Raw genomic sequence first — 26,208 nt, forward strand, 5'->3', positions numbered from 1 at the left:
TTTATGATCGATCGAAAAGAATTTTTACTCTCAAAAATTGCTGATAATTTATTAATCAGAAGTAGTTTTGAGGAAAATTTAGGACTTCTTCATGGAAGAATGGGGATTATTCTTTTTTTCTTCCATTATGCTTCTTATACAAAGAATAATCTCTACCAGCAAGTTGCAGAAGATTTGATTCATGATCTTTTTGAAGATATTCATAACGAATTGTCTTTTGATTTTAAAAATGGATATTGTGGTATTGGTTGGGGATTCGAATATTTGGCACAACACAATTTCTTATCTGATAATACCGGTGATCTATTAGAAGATATAGATTTGGAAATCATGAAAACTGATGTATATAGACTTACAGACGTAAGTTTAACTTCCGGTCTCTCCGGAATCTTACATTATGTATTGAGCCGCTTGTCAAATAAAATGTCATATTCTTTTTTTGATGAGATCTATTTAAATGATTTATATGAAGCAAGTAAAAATGTAATACGCAGGAATAGCACGAAAGAAAGTTTCGATCTTGCAAATTCTTTTATACTTTATAAAGAAAAAGGAATAATAAATTATTCTACAGACTTTCTTCTGGGAAATTTATTATCAAATAACCTTGAAGTGGATAAAATTGATCATAAGAAACTGGGATTAATAGATGGATATGCAGGTTGTGGATTAAATCTGATATTGAATGGATAAGAATGTCTACATATTAAATGAAACGTCTCTAGGAAATAATACAGGCGTTAATAGCTATATTAAACAGCTTGCAATCTATTTAACGAATAAGACTAATTTGAATGTTTATATTATAGATATATGCCTTGAACAAAAAGAATTTATTATTGAGTCGAAAAATTCTATATCTATTTATCATATTCCTATTCAATGGGAAATGTTGATAAAAAAGAAGAAGAGATACTATCGAAATATTTTTTATCTTTTAGAACCTTATTTAAAAAATACATCGGATAGTATATTTCTTGTTAATCTGTTTATACATGATGAAGTTATACGATTGCTCAAAGAGAAGTACTATAATATAAATATATTTTTTGTTGTTCACTATTTAGATCTTAATTACCTGGCAAAATGGGATACAAATATTCTAAATGACCTTTCTTCTTTAGAGGACACTATTGTCGATAAATTTAATATTCATCAACTAATAGAACGTGATAGGTTTATTTTCAATCATGTAGATAAGATCATCTGTTTATCTGAAGAAACGAAGAAGTTGTTGCAAACTTATTATCAATTAACAGAAAATAGAATATCTATTGTTTACAATGGATTGAAAGATGAAGCGATTTTTATTTCTAAAATGGAAAAACAATTATTAAAAATGCGACTGTCATTTAATAAAGATGATCGGATTATCTTATATGTAGGGCGTTTAGATCCGTATAAAGGAATATTTGAATTAATTCAAGCATTTAAGCAAATCGTAAACAAGACTCCTAATACACGTCTTGTTTTAGTAGGAGGTGGCGATATTAGTTTGTTTTTGAAAGAGTGTCAGGGTTTTTGGAGTAAAATAACTTTTACCGGACTAATCGATAAAGAATATGTATATAAGTTCTATCAAATAGCGACAATTGGCGTATTACCATCATATACGGAACAATGTAGTTATGCCGCTATTGAAATGATGATGCATGGATTGCCACTGATAGGAACAACTGCCGGTGGTATATCCGAAATGATCGAAGAGGGTAAAACCGGATATAAAATACACTTAAAAGAGGAAGATAATAAAAAAATACTAAATATAAACGAACTTGCTATTAAAATAGAAGAATTATTGTATGATGAAATAAAAAGATCTTTTTTTTCCAGGTATAGTAGAATGCGATATGAAAAATATTATCAGTTAAATATTATGGGGAATGAAATGGAGAAAATAATATATGGAAAATAACTTGTTGACTGCATTTTTAAAAGTGTTGAAAGTAAAACATACAAATGTATATAGTCAGAAATACTTTGAAGAACATCCCTATAATAATAGTTTATACGGACTTTCTACAATGCTAACTCATTATCGTATAGAAAACAGAGGGGTACGGGTGAAAGATATTTCAATAGACAATTTACCTCAAACTCCTTTTGTTACTAGTATCGGTAAGAGTTTTGTAATTGTTCTTGAAATTGCAAATGCAGAAGTAAAATGTCTATGGAATGATAAGAAGATCAATTTTACAATTGATAGTTTTCTGAAAGAATGGAACGGAATTGTTTTAATAGCTCAACCTGATGATTTATCGATAGAACCGAATTATTCAAAGAATAGAAGAAATGAGATATTCAAGAGATTATCCAAATCTCTGTTATTTTTATCTGCGATGTCATTTCTATTATTTTTCTATATTGATTATAGTATATATCTGAATATAAAAACAAGTATTTTATTGATATTGAGTCTGATAGGGGTATACATAAGTTTTTTGTTATTATCAAAAGAAATCAATGGATACAATCGGTCTGCTGATTATATATGCTCCATGTTAAAACAGGGAGATTGTAATAATATTTTGACATCTGAATATTCGCAGCTATTGGGAATAATAAGTTGGGCTGAAATTGGATTCAGCTATTTTGTATTCAATTTATTAGTAATTCTATTGAATCCCAGTTGGGTACGTTATTTATGCATCATGAACCTCTTTACACTCCCATATACGTTTTGGAGTATATGGTATCAAAAATACAAAATGAAGACTTGGTGTATACTTTGTCTTTCTGTTCAGTGTATATTAGGGAGTTATTTTATAACAGGACTATTTTCTGGTTATTTGACTTTTGTAAATTTCAATTTTATCGGATTCGGCATAGTCGGATGCTTATTTATTTTCTGTATAATCATTATAAATTTATTGTCTACATTATATCAACAGGCAAAACAAAAGAGAATACTTACATATAAAATAAATGCATTGAAAATCAATGAAGGTGTTTTTGTTACTTTATTAAAACAACAGCCCTATTATTCTGTGTCTGCAGATGATTCCAATATTCTTTTTGGAAATCCGGATGCAAAATTTAAAATAACAATTTTCTCAAATCCTCATTGTTCTCCTTGCAGGAAAATGCATACTCGTGTTAAAGTACTATTAGAGGCTAGAAACGATATCTCTGTACAATACATATTTTCTTCATTCAATGAATCTCTGGATATTTCAAATAAGTTCCTTTGCTCTGTTTATATAAATAAACCAATAGAGGTAGCCTCTCTCATCTATGATGAATGGTTTAGTAATGTTTCCCATACAAGTCAAGAGATATTTGACAAATATAAATTGGATTTGGAAAGCGTTGTGGTACAGGAAGAATTTGACAGACATATTAAATGGAAAAAAGTAACAGGAATTAGTGCAACCCCTACAATATTAGTAAATGGATATCAACTACCCACTCATTATGCTATAGAAGATTTGCTTTATTTAACAAAAGCAAATATATAAGCAACTATTCAGTAATTAATGAAAGTTTCTTGAACTATCTCACGATAGCTTCATAAGGTCTTTTACAATCAATAAATAACTTTCGAAGTAATTATTGTTTCTTTTACCTGTGTATCAAGCCTGAATGATCTTAATGCCCAATTGGTTCTGGAATATTGAAAGTTTATTTTAGGGGGTAATACATGAACTCAACCGCAAACCTCAGAATGAAGAAAAATTGTTGGTGAGTGGATTTATATGGAAAATATGAAAGTCCATATACCCTCCTTCTCTTTTTTTGCGCCTTTAATTATGATGGGGAAGTTTTTCTACTCATAAATTAAATAAATGGTGCAAATAGAAAACTACATACAATCTTTTCTGAATGGTACTTTAGATGCTGAAGGCCATGTTACATTGAAGCAATGGATCAAAGAAGCTCCGGAGAACAGAACTTATTTCCATGATACGGTTGCTGTCTGGAAAGCAGGCGGTATTGTATCTAATGCGGATGATTTTAATGTAGAAAAAGCTATTAGCAAATTTAAAAAGGAAAATAAATCATCCAACCGGATAAACTTCTATAAGTATGCATTCAGAGTTTCTGCTGTGGCGATTGTCTTTTTGCTCTGTGGTATTTCTTCTCTATTCTTTTTATGGCAATCGGAGAAAACGGCAGTGGAAGCGGTTGAGGAATACAAAGAATATGTAGTAGAGGTTCCTGCTGGGGCAAAATCTAAAGTTACATTCCCGGATGGCTCTGTTGTTTGGTTAAATGCCGGAAGTAAAGTTAAATATGATTCGAATTTTGCGAAGGAATCAAGAAATGTGGCATTATCGGGGGAAGGATATTTTGAAGTAAGTAAGAATGAAGAATTACCCTTTGTGGTGAATACCGGCAATTTATCAGTTAAAGTACTCGGTACAAAGTTCAATCTGAAATCCTATGAAGAAGACTCTGAGGTGAAAGTAACCCTCAAAGAAGGAGCGGTAAGGGTCGGAGATTTTCTGGCCGATGCCGCCCCGGTCGTGCTGAAACCGAACCAGCGGTTCACATTAAGGAAGGCAGATCTGGCAATGCAAGTCGATTTGGTGGATGCCAGCCATATAGAGAACTGGCGGAATGGAGCGATGATATTTGACAAAGTGTCGTTGGAAGAAATAGCTAAAGAACTGCAACGCCTGTATGATATACCTGTCCGGATAGAGAAAGAATCTTTGAAGAGGATAGTTTACTATTCGGATTTTCAAGAGAACGTAACCGTCGAAAAAGTTTTGGAAATATTATCCTCCGGAAATAAATTCAGATATGAGGTAAAGCCGGAACTTATTAGAATTTATAAATAACATTAAGTCTAATCTTTAAAATGAATGTGAATGAAGTAAAAGCAAATCTAACAAAAGGGGTAATAACCGTAGATACCCCATTTCTTAAGTAATTAAAAGTTAAATCTTAAACAAGTGAAGTATGAAAAAAACATTTAGAAAATCTGTTCAGGACTTATTGGCTACAAGAGCAGGACGTCTGGCCAATCTTGCCGGTGTATTTCTTGTTGCCGGGACGCTTACATTAAGTGCAAGCACGTATGCGACTGAACATATGCTTTCCTTAAATCTTAAAAATGCCACGATTCGTGAGGCTATTGAATCCATCAAGAGCCAAAGTGAATTTTCATTCAGTCTGGATGTGAAAGACCTGAATCTGGATGAAAAAGTGTCTGTTTCTCTCGATAATAAATCGATCAATGAAGTATTGGCTGTGTTGTTTAACGGACGGAATGTACGGTATGAAATCAACGATCGTCATATTGTGATTACTCGTGCCGGAAAAGTTGGACCGGAGTCAGTGATGCAACAGACTAAACGGATCACTGGTCGTGTTTTGGATGCAAATAATGAACCTGTTATCGGGGCAAACGTAGTAGTGGATGGAACGACAATCGGTACGGTTACAGATGTGGACGGAAACTTTACATTGGATGTTCCTGACGGAGCTACATTGAAGATCTCCTATATAGGTTATATAGAACAAACTATTCCGGTTGGAAATAAGTCGGTTATCTCTGTTATCTTGAAAGAAGATTCACAGGCTTTGGATGAAGTCGTTGTGGTTGGTTTCGGTACGCAGAAAAAATTGAATCTGACAGGTGCGGTAACGGCTGTAACCGGTGAAGAGATGTCTAAACGTCCGGTAACGAATACGGCGACAATGTTACAGGGGCAGGTTCCTGGGTTGCGTGTAAATCAAGGACTGGGTACTCCGGGGGATGAGTCTACTTCTTTCCGTGTACGTGGTCAGGGTACTTTCTCAAGTGCAGGTTCCGATCCGTTGGTTTTAATTAATGGTGTTCCCGGTAGTATTTCCAATCTGGACCCGAGTGTAATTGAAAGTGTTTCGGTACTGAAGGACGCTGCATCTGCTGCGATCTATGGTGCTCGTGCAGCGAATGGGGTGATTCTTGTTACAACTAAACAGGGGGCGGACCTGGGGGATGGTAAAGCTCATATTTCATATCATGGGAACGTAGGTTTATATAATCCGACTCGTATGTATGATCTGGTGACTAACTCTGTCGAATATATGGAATTATATAATTTGGCACAGAAAAATTCAGGTACGGGCAAAGCTTATACACAAGAACAGATCGATGCATATCGAAATGGCGGAGGAAGTGACCAGTATCCGAATTTCGATTGGCTCGATTATATGTTCAGGACGGCTGTCGTACAGAATCATAACTTGTCCGTTGCAGGAAATTCAGGGAAAACAACTTATAATGTAGCTTTGAATTTTGTAAATCAACCGGGTACATTAAAAGGGTTTGAATATCAGAAATATAATGCGACGGTAGATTTGACTTCTCAGATTACTGATTTCATCAAGATCGGTACTTACACCAGTATGATGTATGGAGATCGTACTCAGCCGCGTCAGGGACAGGATGATGTTTTGTTGTCAACGATGTCACAAGCTCCGACTTATATGCCGTGGTTGCCGGATGATGGTTCCGGAGTGCGTCGTTGGACAGGCTCTGCTTATCCGCATGAAGATCATAATAAAAATATGCCTGCCATTATTGCATCGAATACATCAAAGAAATTCCAGAATTTTGACATTAATGCTCAATTATGGGTTGAAGTGAACCTTGCAAAAGGTTTGACATGGCATACAAAAGGCGCCGTTCGTTTGGAGTCTAATAAATCAAAAGAATGGGGTGGTTCGGATGAACCTGTCTATGATTATCATACAGGTGTGAAGACTGGAAATCTGGATAAAGGAAGTAATGGTCTGACAGTGGAAGATCAACGTCGTTTTTATCAGAATTTGTATACGTATTTAAAATATGATTATACAACTCCGAATACCGATCATAATTTTAGTATTATGGCAGGTTACAACCAGGAGTCAGAGAAATATGAAACGTTAAAAGCTTATAGGAAAGAGTTTGCTTTTGATCTGCCGGTTATCGATGCAGGTTCTAATGCAAATTGGTCTAATGGGGGAAAACAGGAAGAATGGGCTATTCAGTCTGTATTCGGCCGTTTGAACTATAACTTTAAAGAACGTTATTTGTTTGAAGCAAATATGCGTTATGACGGTACTTCCCGTATTTCTTCTGAAAACCGCTGGGGTATCTTCCCGTCTTTCTCTGCCGGTTGGCGTCTTACGGAAGAAGATTTTATTAAAAACTTGAATTTGACTTGGTTGAATAATGCCAAATTGCGTGCATCTTGGGGACAATTGGGTAATCAGAATATTGGTTTGTATCCTTATCAGGCTATGATAGAAAGTGTTTCCAATTATCCGTTTGACAAGAAAACAGAAACAGTCGGTTATCAGCAAAAAGCTTATGCAAACCGTGATATTAAATGGGAAACAACGACTATTACTGATGTGGGTGTTGATTTACAGGTATTCAATGGTTTGAGTATGACTTTTGACTGGTATAAGAAAACCACTTCTGATATTTTACGTTCATCACAGGTGTCTTATTTATTAGGACTTTCTGCACCGACTGTAAATAATGGAGAAGTTGAAAATAAAGGTTTTGAAATTGCATTTAACTATAATAATATGATTTCAGACGGCGTTTTCAAAGGTTTGCAGTATAATGCTGGTGTCTATTTCGATCGTTCAAGAAACAAACTGACTCAGTTTGGTGCCGAAGAAATCGATGGGTACAAACTGAGAAGAGAAGGACTTCCTTATAATGAATATTATATGTTGGAATGTATCGGTGTTTTTGCTACGGAAGATGAAGTGAAAAATTCACCCAAACAGTTTAATGATAATACATTACCGGGCGACTTGAAATATAAGGATCAAAATAATGACGGTGTAATCGATAACGACGACCGTATTCCGATGTCCGGACGTTTCCCGGGTTTTGAATATTCAGTAAATGCCGGTGTAAGTTGGAAAGGTTTTGATTTATCCTTATTAGGACAAGGTGTTTCCGGAAAGAAATGGTATACAACTGATTGGGGGATGCAGCCCTTCCGCCAAGGCTCTGCTCCGACTCGTGAGTATATAGAAGGTATGTGGACAGAGGAAAATCCTTATAATGCAAAACATCCGAGATTGTATAACGATAATTTGGGTGGCAATAAGAATACAAGAGCAAATAGTTATTTCTTGCAGAGTGCCTCTTATTTCCGCTTGAAGAATTTGACTTTTGGATATACTTTGCCTAAATCTGTTACGGATAAGGTAAAAATGTCGAAAGTTAGAGTTTATTTCTCCGGAGATAATTTGTTGACATTTACAAAATATTATGGTTTGGATCCTGAACGTAATGATGACGGTCGTGCAGCCCAGTATCCGCAGAACCGGATTTGTTCATTTGGTTTAAATGTTGAATTTTAAAAGTAGAATGCAATGAAAAGAGTAATAAATATAATATTGGCTTCGGCTTTATTGGTGGGTTCTACGACATCTTGTAGTGATTTCTTACAGAAAGATCCTCCTTCTTCACCATCACAGTCTATTTTCTGGCAGAAGAAAAGTGATTTTGATTCAGCATTGGCAGGAAGTTTTTCCATGATGTATGAATGGCCCGGAGTTATGTCACAGATTGTGGCTTGTTTCGATAATCTGACAGATAACTCTATTTGTCAGCATAATGAGTCTACTTATGGTAGTTCACAAACGATTGCATTAGGTGATTTAGATCCGAATACCGGTGGATATGTTTCTTATATGTATGATCATTGTTACAGAGGCATTGCCCGTATTCATTTGGTCATGGAGAATCTGGAAACTTACCAGGGTGCGGATATGTCGGAAGCAGACAAGAGTTTTATTATGGCGCAATGCAAAGCGTTGAGAGCTTACTATTATTCTTGGTTGTATCAATGTTATCGGGAAGTTCCTTTGGTAACATCTTCTTTGACAACGGAAAATATGTATCAGCCGAAAGCTACCCGTGCTGAAGTGTATGCCCAGATTATAAAGGACTTTGACGAGGCGATAGCTGCTTTACCCGATAAGCCTTATTCCGATTCACAAATGAGCGGATATTTTACTCCGGGGGCGATGAAGGCGTTCAAGGCACGTCTAATGCTGGCCGAGGCTTATGATGACAATGGCAATGCGGATGCATCAAAAATGGGTGCAATCGTAACATTGCTGGAAGGTATTCAGGGGTATGAGTTAGCTGATAGAATGAGAGATAACTTTATTTCTGCACAACAATTGGCTTCTCCTGAAATCATGTTCTCTGTCCGTTATTTGGCTCCTAATACTACGCATAGTATGGACTTGTATTATGGGGCGTGGACAACATGTGGAGTAACCCGTGATTTGGTAAATGCATTTGAGTGTACAGATGGTTTGAAATGGGGCGAATCTCCATTGACTGCAACAGTCGATGAATCTTTGTTAGCAACGGGAGCTTTGTCAGATGCCAATAAGGCAGAAAGAGAAAAGTTATTCTCTGGTACAAATGGAGTTCATATTCGTGATCGTCGCTTGTATGAAACGGTTTGTCACAGTGGAGTAGCTCTTTTCCCGGATGAAGGATATGAAGAAAATGGACCTATTACAATAACAAATCAGATGCAGACTGGTTTTGGTATGATGAAATTACTTCAGCCGACAACAGAAATGCCAAGTTATTCAACGATCTCTGATGCAGATGTTGTTATTCTCCGTTATGCTGAAGTATTAATGATGATTGCTGAAGCTGAAAACGAAGCAAATGGACCGACTCAAAAAGTTTACGATGCTGTTAATAAAGTGCGTGTACGGTCAGGACAACCGGAGTTGCCTGCTGGTCTGACAAAAGATCAGATGCGTGAACGTATTCGTAACGAATGGCGTGTGGAATTTGTATTTGAAGGTCATCGCTATTTTCAGCTGAAACGATGGAAGTTAATGGATAAACTTGTGAATGGTGCGTCAGATCCTGCTTTGCCAACTTATGTAAAGGTCTTTAAGCCGGCATTCTATTATTTCCCATTACCACAAAGTGAAATTGATAAAGCCGGTGGCGTTTTGGTTCAGGATCCGAATTATAAATAAACCAATTCGTTAACAGTGATAGACAATACCGGATGAATAAATTTCTTTTATTCCATAAGTTGGGTATTGCTATTGAAAATTAACCGCTTTACATATGTACTATAGTGACTAAAAAAAACGGTCGTTTTTTCTAGTCATTTTTCATGTTGACCAGACAAAATCAATTCGGACATCTAAAAGTACTAAAAATCTGTGAGATACCATCTAATTGACAGCATAAAAATCAAAAGATTTTCTTGAAAAATAGTGACTAAAAAAAACGACCGTTTTTTCTAGTCACACATAGTTTTTACTAAAACTTTATGTGGTATGTATTGTGTTGATCTTTAAAGTAATACGGGGATTTATAGCAATATCTTTATTGTGTTATGATGGATACTCGTGATGAATTAGTGGAGTTGCAACAAGGAAACCATAAAATTTTTGAATGCTTATTCAAAAAGTACTATGTTTTTCTTTGCTATGAAGCACGTTCTTACATCACGGAAAAACACATCATTGAAGAGATTGTCGGAGATGTCTTCCGCTGGTTATGGGAGAACAGAGAAACGTTGGTCATTACAACTTCTATCCGGGCTTATCTGGTACGGGCTGTTCATAACGCTTGTTTGTCGTATCTGAGAAGAAATCAACCTGAATATATTGAAATTGATGACAATATAGCAGAAAGGAATACATTGTTTTCACTGGATGAATCTCCTCTCGATTATGTTCTCTCCAAAGAACTGATAGAGCGGGTTGGTAAAGCGGTGAAAGAATTGCCTCCTCAATATAAAAGGGTTTTTGAGCTTAGCCGATATAAAAATCTAACCTATGCGGAGATTTCGGAAGAAATGGGTGTTTCCGTGAATGCCGTTAAATTGTATCAGAAAAAGGCGTTGGCACAACTCCGGCAGGTTTTGAAAGAGTATTTACCGGCTTCTCCGGACTGATCGGATTGAAGTAAATTGTTATCATTCGGGCATAAATAGATCCTATTTCGTAGATTATTAACTTTTTTATGAACGAAAAGTAACATAATCTCAAAATATAAATGCATCTTTGTTGCGATAAGAAATGATCGGCTTATCAGTTGTCGGCTTGTTAACGCAACAACAATAATAAATACTTATGAAAAAGATTCTTATACTTATTGTTTTGTTGGGATTACTGTATCCTGACCGACCGCTTGCACAGAATAGTATCAAGCTGTATCCTTATCAAATGATCCCGTCTCATCATCCCGATTACCTGCGTCATCATGTGAAATCGCCGGATGCTTCTTTCTTTCATGACAAAATTCAATTTATAGCACTTCGTGACCTTTCCGGAGATTATAAACAAAAACTCGATCAGTGGGTGGATAAGGATAAGCTCGGGGATATTTTGTGGGTTTCCTATCCGCTGGTTTTTCAGGATAATTTGAAAGAGGTCGTTGCCGAGATAAAGAAAAGAAACCTGTATCTGTTTGACCTTTGGGGATATATCCCGGGTTCGGGGCCTGGCGGATATTGGACGCAGTTCGTTATTCCCGACGGTGTACTCGATCTTTTCGAGAAAGAACTGGGCGACCGTTGGCTGGGTATGGATAACGGTGAACAGGATGGCCGGTATGTCGGTAGTTTTGCTCCGCGAATGTATCCGTTGGGAGCAGACCGCAAACAACAATACTTTAACTTCCAGCGTCATTTCCAGGAAATGGGCGATCAGCTGGGGAATAAAATGGCAACTCTTGTCTCCCTGAACTTTGGACATTATTTCCTGAAAGAAGGAGTTTATACATTGATAGGGGCGGAAACGGCCCAGGGATTGCCTAACTCGCAGATTTATTATTCCTTTATCCGCGGAGCCGGTAAGCAATATGGCGTTAACTGGTTTGGTAATGCTTCCGTATGGAACCGTTGGGGATATAAGACATATGATTCGAATGCTACTGGTATAGATGATGACTACAACAGTGGCGGCCCGTTGAAAGGGACCTCGCTCGGATTGCTGAAACGGTTGATCTATACTCATTTGATGTACGATTGTGTGGCTGTCGGTTTCGAAGGGTCCATGCGGATAGACGACAAGAAGCTGAGTCCTATCGGCAAGATACAGCAGAGTGCGGTTAAATGGGTAGATAAATACGGTGATCCGGGTGTGATGTATACACCGGTTGCTTTGATGACCGATTTCTTTTCCGGCTGGTCTTTCCCGCGTCATCTATATTCCAGGCAGGCCTATAAAGTATGGGGGAATCTGCCGTATGAGTTGCCGGATTATCTGACGGACGGGATGCTCGATATTTTATATCCCGGTTATCAGGATGCTTCCTATTATAAAGATGAAAGAGGGTTTATTGCCCCTAATCCTTATGGCGATATTGCCGATTGTCTGATGAGTGATGCGCCTCAATGGGTTTTGCAGCAGTATCCGGTACTGGTCATTGCCGATGAGCTTCGTCCGGGAAAAGAAATCAACGATAAACTGGAAACTTATGTGAATGAAGGAGGACATCTGATTATCACTGCCGGTTCACTGAAAAACATGCCGGACGGAATTGCCGGTGTCCGTGCCGGAAACAAAACGACCGTGTGCTCAGGTCCGGTGACTTACAAAGGACAGTCGTTAAGCGAACGTGTTCCTTATACGTTGGCTGAGTTGATTTATCCGGCATCTGCGACAATTCTGCAAAAATCTAACGAACTGCCGGCCGCTATCGAGTTGAATGCCGGAAAAGGAAAGATTACTGTTATCGCATCACCTTACGGTGTTACCGAACAACCGCAATGTGAACTTCCTGTCAAGGTGAAGGAAGAAATGCCGCTGGATAAACCCTACCCGATATTAAATCATGTGAAAGCATTGATGGGAGATATTTTCTCTTCCGTACAACTGTTCGAAACCAACCCGGAACTGAGCCTTGTAACCTGTTCCAGAGGCAATGGCGAATATACTGTTCTGATATCCAACGAACATTGGACACCGAAGGAGTTTTCCATCCGGACAAAGACCGGAAAGATTGTTTCTATCAAAGAATTACCGACAGACTGTTCGGAAATGAAAGCCGTTGGATATACGCCTAAAGTGGCTGTGAATACCTCCTTCGGTAAAAATACCTCCAATACGATTGCCGGCGGTAATGTGCGCGTTTTCCGTGTCCGGTTGAATCATGAAGCGGATATAACCGTTATGCCGGAAAGTACCCCGGTGCCGAATGTTACGGGGCGTTCGCTTGTTTTACGCAATATCTCGGATGTAAAGGAAGAGATTTTGTCGCGTCCGACTTTCTTCGAACATTATGACCGTGTGGTGATTGACTGGCGTTATCTGAATAATAAGGAAAAAGAAACGTTGAAGCATGAATCCGGTTGGTTGGGACGCCAGAAATTGAAAATAACGGTGGATTTGACTTCTGGATTGAATCTGTATCCTGATTTGAGGATCGTAAATAATGATCTTCCTTTCTATCAGAAGAGCATGGATATCATGAAGCGTGTTATTGATAAGATGGAAATATTGGGTGCCGATGAATTATTGATTTCTACCCAGCGGACCATTGAAAATAATTATACGATGGAACAGTTCTATGCTTCTTTGAAAGAATCGTTCCTGGTTTTGTCTGATTATGCTGCGGAAAAGAATATCCGATTGGTATTGCGGCAAGCCGTTTCCCGTACCCCGGATACCATAGAGGGGTTGCGGAAACTGGTGAATGAGGTGAACCGTCCGAACTTTACCCTGGCTCCGGCTTTATCTTTGTTGTTGAACGATGAAGCGAACCTGGACGGTAATCTTTCCCGGTTGAAACAGATGGATATAAAGGATCTTCTTATTTCCGTCCCTGGAAAAGATATTCACAATCAATTATGGAATACGAATGCTCCGCTTTATAAATCCGGGCAGACAGAAACTATACGTAAGATATTATCTGCATTCCCGGATGCGCATTATATTATGGATGGTCTGTATAATTCGCAGGATGAAGAATATCTGGACGGAAAAGAATTAGACAAACTTGTTACTAAAAAATAATCGCCTATGTGGAAGAAATTATTGATTACAGGATGTATGGCTTTCTGCCTGTTGGGGGGAAGCGTGTTATCTGCACAACCGAGTTGTGAGACAAAAGAAGAAGTTACGTCCGAACAGCTGAACAGGACGAAGAAAGGCCTGGACGCTATGATGAAAGAGTTGAAGAACAACTCCTGGTATCAGTCTGAATTGAATAAGGTAGCATCGTTGGCTACACCGTCCGAACAGATGCAGGCTTATAAGAGTCTGGCCGGCCGTTTGATTTCCGTACTGGAAATACAGGCCGAACTGGAATGGATGAAACCGGAAGCTATTCAGGAGGCTTTGGGTATCATGAAAAAGAGTTCGGGTTTTGATGTAAATCTGGCTGAAAAACGTTTCAGTGAATTGAAGTCTCTGCTGGCCGGAGGTTTTGCCGGAATCTATACCGGAGATCAACAAGCACTCGACAAGGCTAATAAGGCGTTGGCTCTGAAACGCGAGTTGATGCTGATGAGCCCGGATGTGAATGTCGATAAGATGTTGACCGTTAAATTCAATTTAGGAGAACGGGCCAACTTTGTCGGAGCCGGAAGCCTGGGTATCCAGCCGAACAACTGGTCGAATCTTAGCTCTGCCAGCCGTAAGAATTTTAAGGCGGAACTGGTGGAATTGTCCGGCCTGAAAAGCGGAAACCTTCAGGAAAAGACGGTTTATAAACCGGCAGTAGACGGTTCCTCCGTGACCGACCTGGTGTTGAACTGGGATGGGAAACGCTTGATGTTTACAGCATTGGATACGACACGTAGATGGCAGGTGCACGAAATCAATCTGGAAGGCGGCAATGCCCGGCAGGTAACCAACATTCCGGAGCCTGACCTGGAGTTCTTTGATGCGACCTATCTGCCCGACGGACGTATGCTGGCGATCTCTAATATCGGTTATCAGGGCGTACCTTGCGTAAACGGTAGTGATGCGGTGGGTAATATGGTTTTATATGATCCCAGTAACGGTGACCTGCGCCGTCTGACATTCGATCAGGATGCGAACTGGCATCCGGTAGTGATGGCAAACGGTAAGGTGATGTATGTCCGTTGGGAATATACGGATTTGACTCACTATTTCTCCCGTATCGTGATGCATATGAATCCGGACGGAACCGAGCAGAAATCGTTATATGGTAGCGGTTCCATGTTCCCGAACAGTATCTTCGACGTGCAGCCGCTACCGAAGCGGACGAACCGCTTTGTCGGTGTTATCTCCGGTCATCATGGGGTAGCCCGTTCCGGCCGTCTGATGATTTTCGATCCGGCAAAGAGCCGTAAGGAAGAGAAAGGTATGATACAGGAATTGCCGTTCCGTGGCCGTCCGATTATTCCGGAGGTAAAAGATGAACTGGTAAACGGTGTGTGGCCGCAATTCATCAAACCGTATCCGCTGACCGACGAGACTTTCCTGGTAACGGCCAAACTGTCTCCGTACAGCCGTTGGGGAATCTATCTGGTGGATATTTATGATAACCTGACATTAGTTGCCAATGCCGACGATGCCGGTATGATCTATTCCGTTCCGGTGAAAAGTACTCCGGTTCCTCCGGCAATCCCGGATCGTATCAAACCGAATGAAAAGGAAGCGACTGTCTTTATCCAGGATATTTATGAGGGGGAAGGACTGAGAGGCGTTCCCCGCGGACAGATCAAGTCATTCCGTGTCTATGCGTATGAATATGCTTATCGCAGAACGCTGTCCGACCATTATAATCACGGTATCCAGGCCGGATGGGATATCAAGCGTCTGCTGGGAACCGTTCCGGTAGAAGAGGATGGCTCTGCTATCTTTAAGATTCCGGCCAATACGCCTGTCTCCCTCCAACCGCTCGATGCGGACGGACGTGCCGTACAATGGATGCGTAGCTGGCTGACCGGTATGCCGGGCGAAGTGGTATCCTGTGTGGGCTGCCATGAAGATCAGAACACCATTCCGGTTCCGAAAAGGGTTGCTGCATCTACCCGTAAGCCGCATGAATTGAAGATTGCCGATGGTGGTGTCCGTTCTTATACCTTTAAATATGAGATACAACCGATTCTCGACCGTGCCTGTGTGGCTTGCCATGATGGAAGCAAAGCCGGCCGGCCGAACTTTAAAGATACGACCTCGGTCGGTATAACCGACTGGAGCGGTACGCGTTATTTCCAGAAGAGTTACCTGGCCTTCCATCCGTACGTAAACCGGCAGGGACCGGAAGCGGATATGTATGTGATGACTCCCTACGAATATCATGCTTCTACCAGCGAAATCGTCCGTATGTTGGAACGTGGCCATTACAATGTGAAACTGACTGATAACGAATGGGATCATCTCACGATGTGGATCGATATGAACGCTCCGGGACGTGGCGAATTTGATGCTGATCCGTTGAATGGATACGAACAGTACGGCCGTCGCCTTGAACTGACCAATAAGTATGCGAACGGTGCCGGTGCCGACTGGCGCAAGGAACTGGCTGATTATGCAAGTTTGCTGAAAAGCAAGGGAGAGATCAAACCCGAATTGCCGGAAAAGGTTGCTCCTGTCAAGCATAAAGAGGTAAAGATGAAAGGCTGGCCTTTGTCTGCCGACGATATTCAGAAGATGTTGTCGAAAGAAAAATCGTTACGCAAGGAAATAGAGGTTGCCGATGGCGTGAAGATCGCCTTTGTCCGTGTTCCGGCAGGTAAATTTGTAATGGGTACGAATGACGGTTATCCTGATCAGGCTCCTGAATTTAAGGCAGAAGTGAAGAAAGGCTTCTGGATGTCTGAAAAGGAACTGACCAATGAGCAGTATAATGCACTGGTTCTCGACCACGACAGCCGTATCTACGCACAGTTCTGGAAAGACCATACGACTCCCGGTTATCCGGCAAATAAACCGAACCAACCGGTCATTCGTGTAAGTTATGAGGAAGCGGTGAATTATTGCCGGATGCTTTCAGAAAAGACCGGCCTGAACGTGCAGCTTCCTACCGAAGTCCAGTGGGAATGGGCTTGCCGTGGTGGTAGCGACCAGCCTTTCTGGTATGGTGCTATGGACGCAAACTTCGGACCGTATGAGAACCTGGCCGATGTACAGTTGGAAAAGATGGCCGTTACAGGTATCGATCCCCAACCGATGGAGAAGGATAATCCCTGGTTCCCGTATTATAACTATATGCCGAAGGTTGAAACGGTCAACGACGGTCTGATGATCCCGACGGAAGAATATACCTATAAGGCAAATCCGTTCGGCCTGATCAACATGCACGGAAACTTACAGGAATGGACCCGTTCGATCTATGCTCCGTATCCTTATAATGACAAATCTCAGGAAACCCTGGAAGCTAAACAGGTAGTTGCCCGCGGCGGTTCCTGGATAGACCGTCCGAAAGATGCAACGGCAACAGCCCGCCGCGCTTATCTGCCCTGGCAGAAAGTGAATAATGTAGGGCTTCGCCTGATCATTGAGGATTGAAAACCGGATCTATGTAAATGATCATTGTTCTTACAAAAAATACTACTTATCAATAGGTGAAATGAAAACTTATTGATGAGTAGTATTATACTTTGGAAAACTGGAGGGTCGAGTCAAATATGCACTAAGTTAATTTTGCCAATGGGTTATTCATTGGTTGTCCCTGTTAGCCATGCGACTTTTTGGCAGGATTCATGCGGCTGCCCTATTATATCCGCATAGAGTTCCGGACGACGGGCGTTCCGGTAACGATATCCTCCAGCTAGTTTTAACTTTTCGGGGATAGCTGTAGCTATCACGAAATCATCTCCTAATTTACGGCATTCTGCCAATATATCGCCAAAAGGATCCAAAATCATTGAGCAGCCGTTCTTGATCTCATTATAATCATGCCCGATCGGATTAGAGAATACCACATAAATCGCATTGTCATAAGCACGGGCGGGAAGCCACTTCATGAGCCAGGCTCGTCCTTTCAAACCATCGAACTCCTGTCGTAAGGTAGTAGGGTTGTTCTCCCTGTTTTCCCACAAAGCGGGATTGATTAAGCCGGCTCCAGGACGAGGGGATGGAGTACACATTGTCACGTGGGGCATGAAAATAATATCCGCTCCCAATAGGGTAGTGGCACGTACATTTTCTATGATATTATTATCGTAGCAAATCAATATGCCGCATTTCCATCCTTTAATATCGAACAGTACATATTGGTCACCCGGTAAGATATGCGGATTGATGAACGGATGTAACTTGCGATACTTCGCCTTTAAGCCTTGCCCATCCACGCATACTTGCGCCTTATAAATACGATCCCCGTCTCGTTCGAAGAAACCGGCCAATAGCGTGATGTTAAACTCTTTCGCGATGGCAATCAAGGTTTGCGTGCTTTCCCCTGTAGGAACTGGTTCGGCGATAGCCAGTAATTCTTCATAAGACAAATCCTTGGCGAATGTATATCCGCAAACCGAGCATTCGTGAAATGCTACCACATCCGCTCCCTCAACTGACGCTTTCCGGCACATATCCCGGATGACAGAAAGATTATACATTTTATCGTTATCCCGTGTCTCAAATTGTACGGTGGCGATTTTTAATGGTTCCATGATTTTTGTTTTAAGTTTTGCAAAGATAGTGAACTTCAATCATGTAGTACTAAACTTTAGTATTTTACTAAGCTCTTTAACTCCTTCCGAAGCACCGGACTTTATAAAGTGGATATCGTTGCGGTAGGTATTCACCTCTTTCGGGTCTATCAGATAGATCGGTTGGCCGCGGCGTACGTAATTCAGTAGTCCGGCAGCCGGATAGACGTTGAGGGAGGTGCCGATGATGACGAAAATGTCGCATGATTCTACCATACGTATGGCCGGGTCGATCATTGGAACCGCTTCACCGAACCAGACAATGAACGGACGAAGCTGTACACCGTGCGGGTCTTTGTCTCCGATATGGATATCCGGATTCTCGGGTGACAGGTCGTAAGTCGTATTCAGGTCGCGGACGGAACAGGATTTCATCAGTTCGCCATGCAGATGGATCACATCGCTGCTGCCGGCCTGTTCATGCAGGTTATCGATATTTTGTGTAATGATATGAACGTCAAAGTCCTTTTCCAATTCAGCCAGTCCGATATGTCCTGCGTTGGGCTTGGTGTTGAGCAATTCCCTGCGTCGCTGGTTGTAGAAGTTGAGGACCAGTTCAGGGTTGGCGGCAAAGCCTTCGGGGGTTGCTACATCTTCCACCCGGTATTTTTCCCAAAGACCGTCGGAGTCACGAAAGGTCGAAATGCCACTTTCGGCGCTCATGCCGGCGCCGGTCAGTACGACTAATTTCTTTTTCATAAGGCTATTGTGTTTTAAGTTTAGCAAAGATAGGTAAATAATAAGAGATACTGTTATGAATTAGAAACAAATATCCCCGGTGTTTTTGTGGCATCGGTTGTTTTTTCAGGAGTAAAGTGAGGTGTTATTATTTGTATAAATTACATAGTTCTGCTGGAACTAGGATGAATAAATCGTTGCAAATATATAAACAAATACAATACAAACAAATTTTAACCTGAGTTTTTGCAATTTATTTAATAAATACCAAAATGTATTGTCAAAGTATGACCTTAATGGGGAGGCGTTATTGAAATTATTCACTCGTGCATCCCTGTATATACCTTAAAAATCCTAGTTCCAGCAGAACTCTGTTGCTTTTTGTTCTTGTAAAATTGATTGATAAAAATTTATTACTGGTTAGGGTGTGATAATATCAAGTTTGATGTGATGATATTTTTAGATCTAAAATGTTGATAAATGAACAATTAATTATTTAAATTCATGAAAAAACTGTTATGTTTATCGAATGCAAATAATGCTACGCTCCTGAAAATCCCAAAACAAGCAGGCATTATCACCAGCATTTTACTGGCTTTTTCTCCGGTAATGAGTGCTAACGGAAATCCGGTAGCAGAGTCGGAAATTGTGGTACAGGTTTCTCAGCAATCTTCAACGGTAAAAGGTGTTGTAGAGGATGATATGGGTCCTGTAGTAGGAGCAACGGTAGTTGTGAAAGGAACTACGAACGGTACGGTAACCGATATGGACGGCAACTTTTCTTTACCCGGGGTGAAAGAGGGTAGCATATTGGTCGTTTCGTATGTCGGTTATCTCTCTCAGGAAATTACTTACACCGGGCAATCCTCTCTCCGGATTCAGCTGAAGGAAGACTCGAAACAGCTGGATGAAGTGGTAGTTGTGGGGTATGGTTCGCAGAAAAAAGTGAATCTGACAGGTTCTGTCAGTACGGTAGATTCCAAGGTCCTTGAATCTCGACCGGTTCAGAACGTATCGCAGGCACTTCAAGGCGTTATCCCCGGTTTGAATATGTCGGTGGGTAGCAGCGGTGGTACGCTTGACAGTCAGCTGAATATTAATATCCGTGGGGGTGGAACGATCGGTCAGGGATCAAGCGGTAGTCCGTTAGTGCTGATCGACGGTATTGAAGGAAATATGAATACCGTCAATCCGAATGATATTGAGAATATCAGTGTATTGAAAGATGCTGCCTCGTCTTCCATCTATGGAGCACGTGCTTCGTTCGGGGTGATCCTTATTACGACTAAAAGCGGTAAAGCCGGGAAGACCCGGGTAAATTATTCAGGTAATGTACGTTTCTCCGATGCTGTCCAGGTGCCGGATATGGTCGATTCTTATTCATTTGCCCAATATTTCAACAGGGCGAGCACAAATGGGGGAGGAAATCCGATATTTAATGACGACGCCATGAAAAATATCAAGGACTATATGGACGGTAAGTTCACTGACCCTACTAAACCTGAATATTATGGTACTGTTGCTGGTGCTGACGGAAAATGGCAAAACTATGGAGGCGCTTTTGCCAATACGGATTGGTTTTCCGAGTTCTATCGTGACTGGGTACCTTCTACAGAACATAATCTTAGCCTGAGTGGTGGTACTGATAAGTTGACCTATATGCTCAGTGGTAGTTTCCTTGACCAGACCGGTTTGCTAAAGCATGGCGATGATAAGTTCAACCGTTATACAATGAATGCAAAGATTTCGGCAAAACTGGCCGACTGGGTCACTGTAAACTACACCGGCAAATGGACGCGCGAAGATTATCATCGCCCGACCTATCTGACGGGTTTGTTCTTCCATAATATTGCACGCCGCTGGCCGACCTGCCCGGTTGTCGATCCGAACGGGCATTATCAGCGGGATATGGAAATTGTCCAGCTGGAAGACGGAGGAAAGCAAACCAGCCAGAAGAACTGGTACACCCAGCAGTTGCAGGCTATTTTCGAACCTGTTAAAGACTGGCGTATCGTTGCTGAAGGCAGCATGCGTTCTTACTACCGTAAACAGAGTTGGGCGGTATTGCCTATTTATGCGTACGATGCCAAAAACGAACCGTATCTTCTTTCCTGGAACGGTGGTGCAGCCGGCTACTCGGAAGTATCGGATTCACGTGAGGATGAAGACTACTTCTCTACCAATATTTATTCGGATTATACCAAATCGCTGGGCAATCATAACTTTAAAGTAATGGCCGGTTTCAATGCCGAACTTTACCGTCCGAGCGGATTGAATGGCTTCGGTACGGATCTGATCTCTGCGGATGTCCCGTCGCTCGGCCTGACACAGGATAATAAGAAAGCAAGTTCCTGGGCTCGTGAACGGGCCATTGCCGGTTTCTTCGGACGTATTAACTACAATTATGCCGACCGTTACATGCTGGAAGCCAATCTGCGTTACGATGGTTCTTCCCGTTTTATCGGCGATCAGCGTTGGGGCCTTTTCCCTTCCTTCTCGGCAGGTTGGAATATAGCTCGCGAAGCATTTTTCGAACCCCTGAACAGTGTAGTCGGAACATTGAAGGTAAGAGCATCCTGGGGACAGCTCGGTAATAACAATACGGACAGTACCGATGCCTGGTATCCGTTCTATCAGAACATGCCGACCGGTACGGCTTCTTCCAGTTGGCTGATAAACGGTACCCAGCAGAATGTGGCCGGCCTTCCGGGTATCGTCAGCAGTCTGATGACCTGGGAAACGATCGAATCATGGAATGTCGGTTTCGATTGGGGATTGTTCGACAATCGCCTGACCGGTTCGTTCGATTATTACAACCGTTATACATATGATATGATCGGGCCGGCTCCTCTGTTGCCTTCCGTTTTGGGGGCCAATGCTCCGCAGATCAACAACTGCGATATGAAATCATATGGATGGGAACTGGAAATGTCGTGGAGAGACCGTATTCAGAAATTCGACTATGGTGTTCGCCTGGTTGTATCCGATAACTTGCGTAAAATACTTAGGTATCCGAATGAAACAATGGCCCTGAGTACGTATTATAAAGGGCAGATTCTGGGGGATATCTGGGGATACCAGACGGTTGGGATCGCACAAACTCAGGAAGAGATGGACAAACATCTTGCCAACGGAGGTACGCCTAACTGGGGAACAGGCTGGGGGCCGGGCGATATCATGTATGCCAATATAGATGGTAAAGACGGTGTAGATAGTGGAGCCAATACGCTCGACGATCATGGAGACATGAAGATTATCGGTAACAATACACCACGCTATAATTTCGGTCTTACATTGGACGGAGCCTGGAACGGACTCGACTTCTCCATTTTCCTGCAAGGTATCATGAAAAGAGATTATATGTTGGGCGGACCATATTTTTGGGGAGCACAAGGAGACCAGTGGCAGTCCTGTGCTTTCGGCGAACATCTCGATTACTGGCGTCCGGAGGGCGACCCGTTAGGAGCCAACACCGGAGCTTACTATCCGAAACCCTATTTCAATACCGACAAGAACCAGCGTACCCAGACCCGCTATTTGCAAAACGCAGCTTACATACGTTTGAAGAATATGCAGGTCGGATATACCTTACCGAGAATATGGACGCAAAAAGCAGGGATGGAATCGGTACGTATTTATGTTTCCGGTGACAATTTGCTGACTTTATCTGATATCAGCGGCGTATTCGATCCCGAATTGCTGGGCAGCGACTGGGGAGACGGTAAACTCTATCCTTTGCAGAAAACTATTTCAATCGGTTTAAATGTAAACTTTTAATTCATTGAATGAATATGAGACTAAAATTAAAACATATATATGTCGGCGCATTGATCGGTATGGGCGGATTGGCGATGACATCCTGTAACGACTTTCTGGAATGCGCTCCGATCAGCCAGATAACCCCGGAATCTTATTTCACAACAGTGGATCAGGTGGGTAATTACGTGCTTAACTATTACGACTCCCAACTCGAAAATTCCAACGGAACCAAAATGTATCATCAAACGGCCTGGAATTCCGGCGTGCAACGTAATGATGCCAATACCGATAACCTGCTGACGGACGAAGGCAACCTTAATTATTTTGCCGGAAACTGGCAGGTGTCGGCCGGTAAGACCACACAAGGCTTGTTATCCCGCGTCCGTGTATGGAATTATCTGTTTGAAGAGGTGCTTCCTAAAGAAGAGGCCGGAACGATCCAGGGGGCGAGCGATCTGCTTAGCCATTATATCGGGGAGGCCTATTTTTTCCGTGCATTGAGTTATTACGTAGCCCTTGTGAAATACGGTGATTTCCCGATCGTGGAAGAAGTACTGCCCGACCAGAGCGACGTGCTTGTCGAACACAGCAAACGAGCACCCCGCAATGAAGTGGCCCGTTTTATCCTGAAAGACCTCGATGAGGCGATCTCCCGTCTTAAAGATCATGGTTTTCAAATGAACCAGCGTATCAATAAACAAACAGCGCTACTGCTGAAATCGAGAGTAGCCCTCTTTGAAGCTACTTTCGAAAAATACCACCAGGGTACGGGCCGTGTACCGGGCGATGCGAACTGGCCGGGAGCTAAGATGGACTATAACAGCGGTAAATCGTTCGATATACCCGGCGAAATAGACTTTTTCCTGACTCAGGCTATGGATGCTGCGTCAGCAGTAGCCGATCAGGCCACGCTGACGGATAACTCCCATGTGATGAATCCCGTTTACGGACAAGTATACGGCTGGAATCCTTATTTCGAAATGTTCAGCACGCCGGATGCGTCAGGGATTAACGAGGTGTTGCTATGGAAGCAGTATAATAAGGGATTGAGCATTTCCCATTGTGTACCCATCCGTTTGCAGGTAGGCGACCGCACCGGAATGACCCGTGCACTGGTTAATACTTTCCTGATGAAGAACGGGCTGCCCATTTATGCTGCCGGTTCGGGTTATCACGGAGACGTCACCGTATCGCAGGAGAAAAAAGACCGTGACGAACGCCTGCAACTGTTTGTCTGGGGAGAAGAAGACGTACAGCGCAGTGATACGAAAGACCCTGCAATAGCCGATACTGGTGTCGTAGTGCACATGGAAAATTTCCGTATCATTTCAGATGCCGAACAAAACCGGGATATCACCGGATACCGTCCGCGCAAAGCTTACACATACGATTACGACCAGAACAGGAATGACGAATTGCTGGGAAGTAACGGTTGTGTTATTTTCAGGGCTACGGAAGCCTATCTGAACTATATGGAAGCATGCTATGAGAAAAACGGTTCGCTCGATGGCAAAGCGCAAGGGTATTGGAAAGCTATCCGCCGCCGTGCCGGTGTTGATGAGGATTTCTCAAAAACCATTGGTGCAACTAATCTGGGCAACGAAAATGACCTGGCCGTTTATTCCGGCGATCAGTTGGTGGATCCGACACTTTATAATATCCGTCGCGAACGTCGTTGCGAATTTAATGGCGAAGGCATGCGTTGGGATGACCTGATCCGGTGGCGTGCCTGGGATCAGTTGCTTACGAAGCCTTATATTATTGAAGGTGTGAACTTCTGGGATGCCGCTTACCTGAAATATACAAAAACGGTAGACGGTGTAGAAGTTTCGGCAGTAGTTGCCGACGGCACGACTGAGGCAAATGTTTCGCGGAAAGAAGATAGTAAATATTTGCGTCCGCTACGCAGAACCAGTATCAACAACCAGCTTTACGATGGACTGACCTGGCGAAAGGCATTTTACCTCAGTCCGATCGGTTTGCAGGATATGCAGCTTGCCGCCACCAATCCGGAAGATATAAACACCACGGTAATGTATCAGAATCCGTATTGGCCGATGGCGCCCGGTAAAGCACTGGAATAATACTGAATATTTAAAGAGTACATACAGTTAACTGAATTGATGGTTAACAAGGTGGGGGAAGAGAGTTCGGGAGAATATTCTTCCCCTTTTTGATGAATCTCTATTTATTTCGACTTGCCTATGATTTTTGACGTGTTTTTTATTGCACCCTTTAATTATTATCGTACATTTGCTGTGCATTTCATAACCTAGGCGGGGAAACCTGCCAATTTCCGTGGCGGGCATTTTTATGTCCGCTTGCGATCATTCTATATGGCGGTTCCGTACCCCCGTGTAGAATGTTAATGCATCTACTGCGCCTAGGTGTGAAATGCAACGGGACAGGCGGAACCGCTCTTATATTCAGAAAATCTTCGCCTTCACATCTAATATTAATAGGTATGGACACAGAATTTTTAACTGCCCAACAAAGTGAAGACCTGCAAAGGTTAAGTGGAAACCCTTCTCCTTTTTCTGAAGAAGAACTAAAAGATTTTTACCTCAAACTGGCCCGTCTGGTCAATCCGGGCGCATGTTCCCCTAAACGCACCGACTTTGAAGTATTGAGCATACTAAGCAAAGACCTGAAGAGAAACCTCGGATTTTTATGTAAGTATACGCAACACTCCTGGGATGAAGGATTGTTAGAAATACAAATGGCCTGCGGAGTTTATTCCGTACAGGACAGTATCCCCAAAACGCAGCGATTAGAAATGAATACTTCCCTGGGAAGACATTTACAATTTCTTGCCCGGATGGCATCCAGCTGTTCAGTTGCAAGAAAGATGCATGCGGAATATACCCGGCATTTTATTAATGTAGAATACCTGTTAAGGCAAATGGGGAAATGATAAAGAGGCTAATTCAAGACAGTATCTTTATCATCTGAAGTTTTTCCGTTTTTTTTCTTCATTTGTTCATATAGGAGTTACTGTGCTGATGATTAATGGTTTGTAGATGAATATAATGAAGGATATCATCCTGTAGCATCTATATAATTCAAATTTCCCATGTAATAAATGAATAAAGGGAAACTTTCTGTATATCAACAAAAGAGTAAGTCGTATGTTGTAAGCATTTATCTTATTATTCTTTAGTTCAAAAGTCATGTCCGATTTCTTGTCCGTTAATTGTCAAACGCT

The 26,208-nt window shown here is 41.7% G+C and carries 14 protein-coding genes; 12 read left to right on the forward strand and 2 right to left on the reverse strand.

Annotated elements, in window-relative coordinates; translation table 11 throughout:
- Positions 1-3: 3 nt before the first annotated feature.
- The 9 genes from C825_RS03655 to C825_RS03695 all read left to right on the forward strand — a co-directional run bounded on the left by C825_RS03655 (position 4) and on the right by C825_RS03695 (position 17,424).
- Entirely contained in the window at positions 4-693 is a 690-nt protein-coding gene (locus tag C825_RS03655) for a lanthionine synthetase LanC family protein (protein ID WP_010801433.1), read from the forward strand.
- Positions 686-1,915, forward strand: coding sequence for a glycosyltransferase (locus tag C825_RS03660; RefSeq protein WP_010801434.1), 1,230 nt, complete (start codon positions 686-688; stop codon positions 1,913-1,915). The genes C825_RS03655 and C825_RS03660 overlap by 8 nt, the downstream gene beginning before the upstream one ends.
- The gene (locus C825_RS03665) at positions 1,905-3,458 is read left to right on the forward strand and encodes a vitamin K epoxide reductase family protein (protein ID WP_010801435.1); all 1,554 of its coding nucleotides are present in this window, start codon (positions 1,905-1,907) and stop codon (positions 3,456-3,458) included. Before C825_RS03660 ends, C825_RS03665 begins: the two co-directional genes overlap by 11 nt.
- Before the next feature lie 327 nt (positions 3,459-3,785).
- Positions 3,786-4,784: a FecR family protein gene (locus C825_RS03670; protein WP_010801436.1), complete on the forward strand. Its 999-nt coding sequence runs from the start codon at positions 3,786-3,788 to the stop codon at positions 4,782-4,784.
- 121 nt (positions 4,785-4,905) lie between these two features.
- Positions 4,906-8,304, forward strand: a complete 3,399-nt coding sequence (locus C825_RS03675) for a TonB-dependent receptor (protein ID WP_010801437.1) — start codon at positions 4,906-4,908, stop codon at positions 8,302-8,304.
- A gap of 12 nt (positions 8,305-8,316) precedes the next feature.
- A complete protein-coding gene (locus C825_RS03680; RefSeq protein WP_010801438.1) occupies positions 8,317-9,960 on the forward strand; it encodes a RagB/SusD family nutrient uptake outer membrane protein in 1,644 nt (547 codons plus the stop codon).
- Between the two features lie 368 nt (positions 9,961-10,328).
- Positions 10,329-10,892 carry an RNA polymerase sigma-70 factor gene (locus C825_RS03685; RefSeq protein WP_010801439.1) on the forward strand — a complete coding sequence of 188 codons (564 nt, stop codon included), beginning with the start codon at positions 10,329-10,331 and terminating at the stop codon, positions 10,890-10,892.
- A gap of 178 nt (positions 10,893-11,070) precedes the next feature.
- Positions 11,071-13,956, forward strand: a complete 2,886-nt coding sequence (locus C825_RS03690; protein ID WP_010801440.1) for an IolE/MocC family protein — start codon at positions 11,071-11,073, stop codon at positions 13,954-13,956.
- A 6-nt stretch (positions 13,957-13,962) separates the two neighbouring features.
- Positions 13,963-17,424: an SUMF1/EgtB/PvdO family nonheme iron enzyme gene (locus C825_RS03695; protein WP_010801441.1), complete on the forward strand. Its 3,462-nt coding sequence runs from the start codon at positions 13,963-13,965 to the stop codon at positions 17,422-17,424.
- Positions 17,425-17,570: 146 nt separating this feature from the next.
- On the opposite strand, the gene C825_RS03700 is transcribed toward C825_RS03695, so the two are convergent.
- Both C825_RS03700 and C825_RS03705 read right to left on the reverse strand, forming a co-directional pair.
- Positions 17,571-18,527: a nitrilase family protein gene (locus C825_RS03700; RefSeq protein WP_007655830.1), complete on the reverse strand. Its 957-nt coding sequence runs from the start codon at positions 18,525-18,527 to the stop codon at positions 17,571-17,573.
- 39 nt (positions 18,528-18,566) lie between these two features.
- A complete protein-coding gene (locus tag C825_RS03705; RefSeq protein ID WP_007655829.1) occupies positions 18,567-19,265 on the reverse strand; it encodes an SIR2 family NAD-dependent protein deacylase in 699 nt (232 codons plus the stop codon).
- Positions 19,266-19,748: 483 nt separating this feature from the next.
- Here C825_RS03705 and C825_RS03710 point away from each other — a divergent pair, with 483 nt between their 5' ends.
- The 3 genes from C825_RS03710 (at position 19,749) to C825_RS03720 (ending at position 25,917) form a co-directional block, all read left to right on the forward strand.
- Complete coding sequence (locus C825_RS03710; protein ID WP_010801442.1) at positions 19,749-23,021, forward strand: SusC/RagA family TonB-linked outer membrane protein; 3,273 nt, start codon at positions 19,749-19,751, stop codon at positions 23,019-23,021.
- A gap of 14 nt (positions 23,022-23,035) precedes the next feature.
- Positions 23,036-25,087, forward strand: a complete 2,052-nt coding sequence (locus C825_RS03715; RefSeq protein ID WP_173012312.1) for a RagB/SusD family nutrient uptake outer membrane protein — start codon at positions 23,036-23,038, stop codon at positions 25,085-25,087.
- 380 nt (positions 25,088-25,467) lie between these two features.
- A complete protein-coding gene (locus tag C825_RS03720; RefSeq protein ID WP_007655825.1) occupies positions 25,468-25,917 on the forward strand; it encodes a hypothetical protein in 450 nt (149 codons plus the stop codon).
- The last annotated feature ends 291 nt before the right edge of the window (positions 25,918-26,208 follow it).

Origin of the sequence: Parabacteroides sp. ASF519 (assembly GCF_000364265.2) — a bacterium.
Classification (GTDB): Bacteria; Bacteroidota; Bacteroidia; order Bacteroidales; family Tannerellaceae; genus Parabacteroides; species Parabacteroides goldsteinii.

What these genes read in the sequence shown, in the direction of transcription:
- C825_RS03655 (WP_010801433.1), top strand. Translation starts at nt 4, where the DNA reads ATGATCGATCGAAAAGAATTTTTACTCTCAAAAATTGCTGATAATTTA.
- C825_RS03660 (WP_010801434.1), top strand. Translation starts at nt 686, where the DNA reads ATGGATAAGAATGTCTACATATTAAATGAAACGTCTCTAGGAAATAAT.
- C825_RS03665 (WP_010801435.1), top strand. Translation starts at nt 1,905, where the DNA reads ATGGAAAATAACTTGTTGACTGCATTTTTAAAAGTGTTGAAAGTAAAA.
- C825_RS03670 (WP_010801436.1), top strand. Translation starts at nt 3,786, where the DNA reads ATGGTGCAAATAGAAAACTACATACAATCTTTTCTGAATGGTACTTTA.
- C825_RS03675 (WP_010801437.1), top strand. Translation starts at nt 4,906, where the DNA reads ATGAAAAAAACATTTAGAAAATCTGTTCAGGACTTATTGGCTACAAGA.
- C825_RS03680 (WP_010801438.1), top strand. Translation starts at nt 8,317, where the DNA reads ATGAAAAGAGTAATAAATATAATATTGGCTTCGGCTTTATTGGTGGGT.
- C825_RS03685 (WP_010801439.1), top strand. Translation starts at nt 10,329, where the DNA reads ATGATGGATACTCGTGATGAATTAGTGGAGTTGCAACAAGGAAACCAT.
- C825_RS03690 (WP_010801440.1), top strand. Translation starts at nt 11,071, where the DNA reads ATGAAAAAGATTCTTATACTTATTGTTTTGTTGGGATTACTGTATCCT.
- C825_RS03695 (WP_010801441.1), top strand. Translation starts at nt 13,963, where the DNA reads ATGTGGAAGAAATTATTGATTACAGGATGTATGGCTTTCTGCCTGTTG.
- C825_RS03700 (WP_007655830.1), bottom strand. Translation starts at nt 18,527, where the DNA reads ATGGAACCATTAAAAATCGCCACCGTACAATTTGAGACACGGGATAAC.
- C825_RS03705 (WP_007655829.1), bottom strand. Translation starts at nt 19,265, where the DNA reads ATGAAAAAGAAATTAGTCGTACTGACCGGCGCCGGCATGAGCGCCGAA.
- C825_RS03710 (WP_010801442.1), top strand. Translation starts at nt 19,749, where the DNA reads ATGAAAAAACTGTTATGTTTATCGAATGCAAATAATGCTACGCTCCTG.
- C825_RS03715 (WP_173012312.1), top strand. Translation starts at nt 23,036, where the DNA reads ATGAGACTAAAATTAAAACATATATATGTCGGCGCATTGATCGGTATG.
- C825_RS03720 (WP_007655825.1), top strand. Translation starts at nt 25,468, where the DNA reads ATGGACACAGAATTTTTAACTGCCCAACAAAGTGAAGACCTGCAAAGG.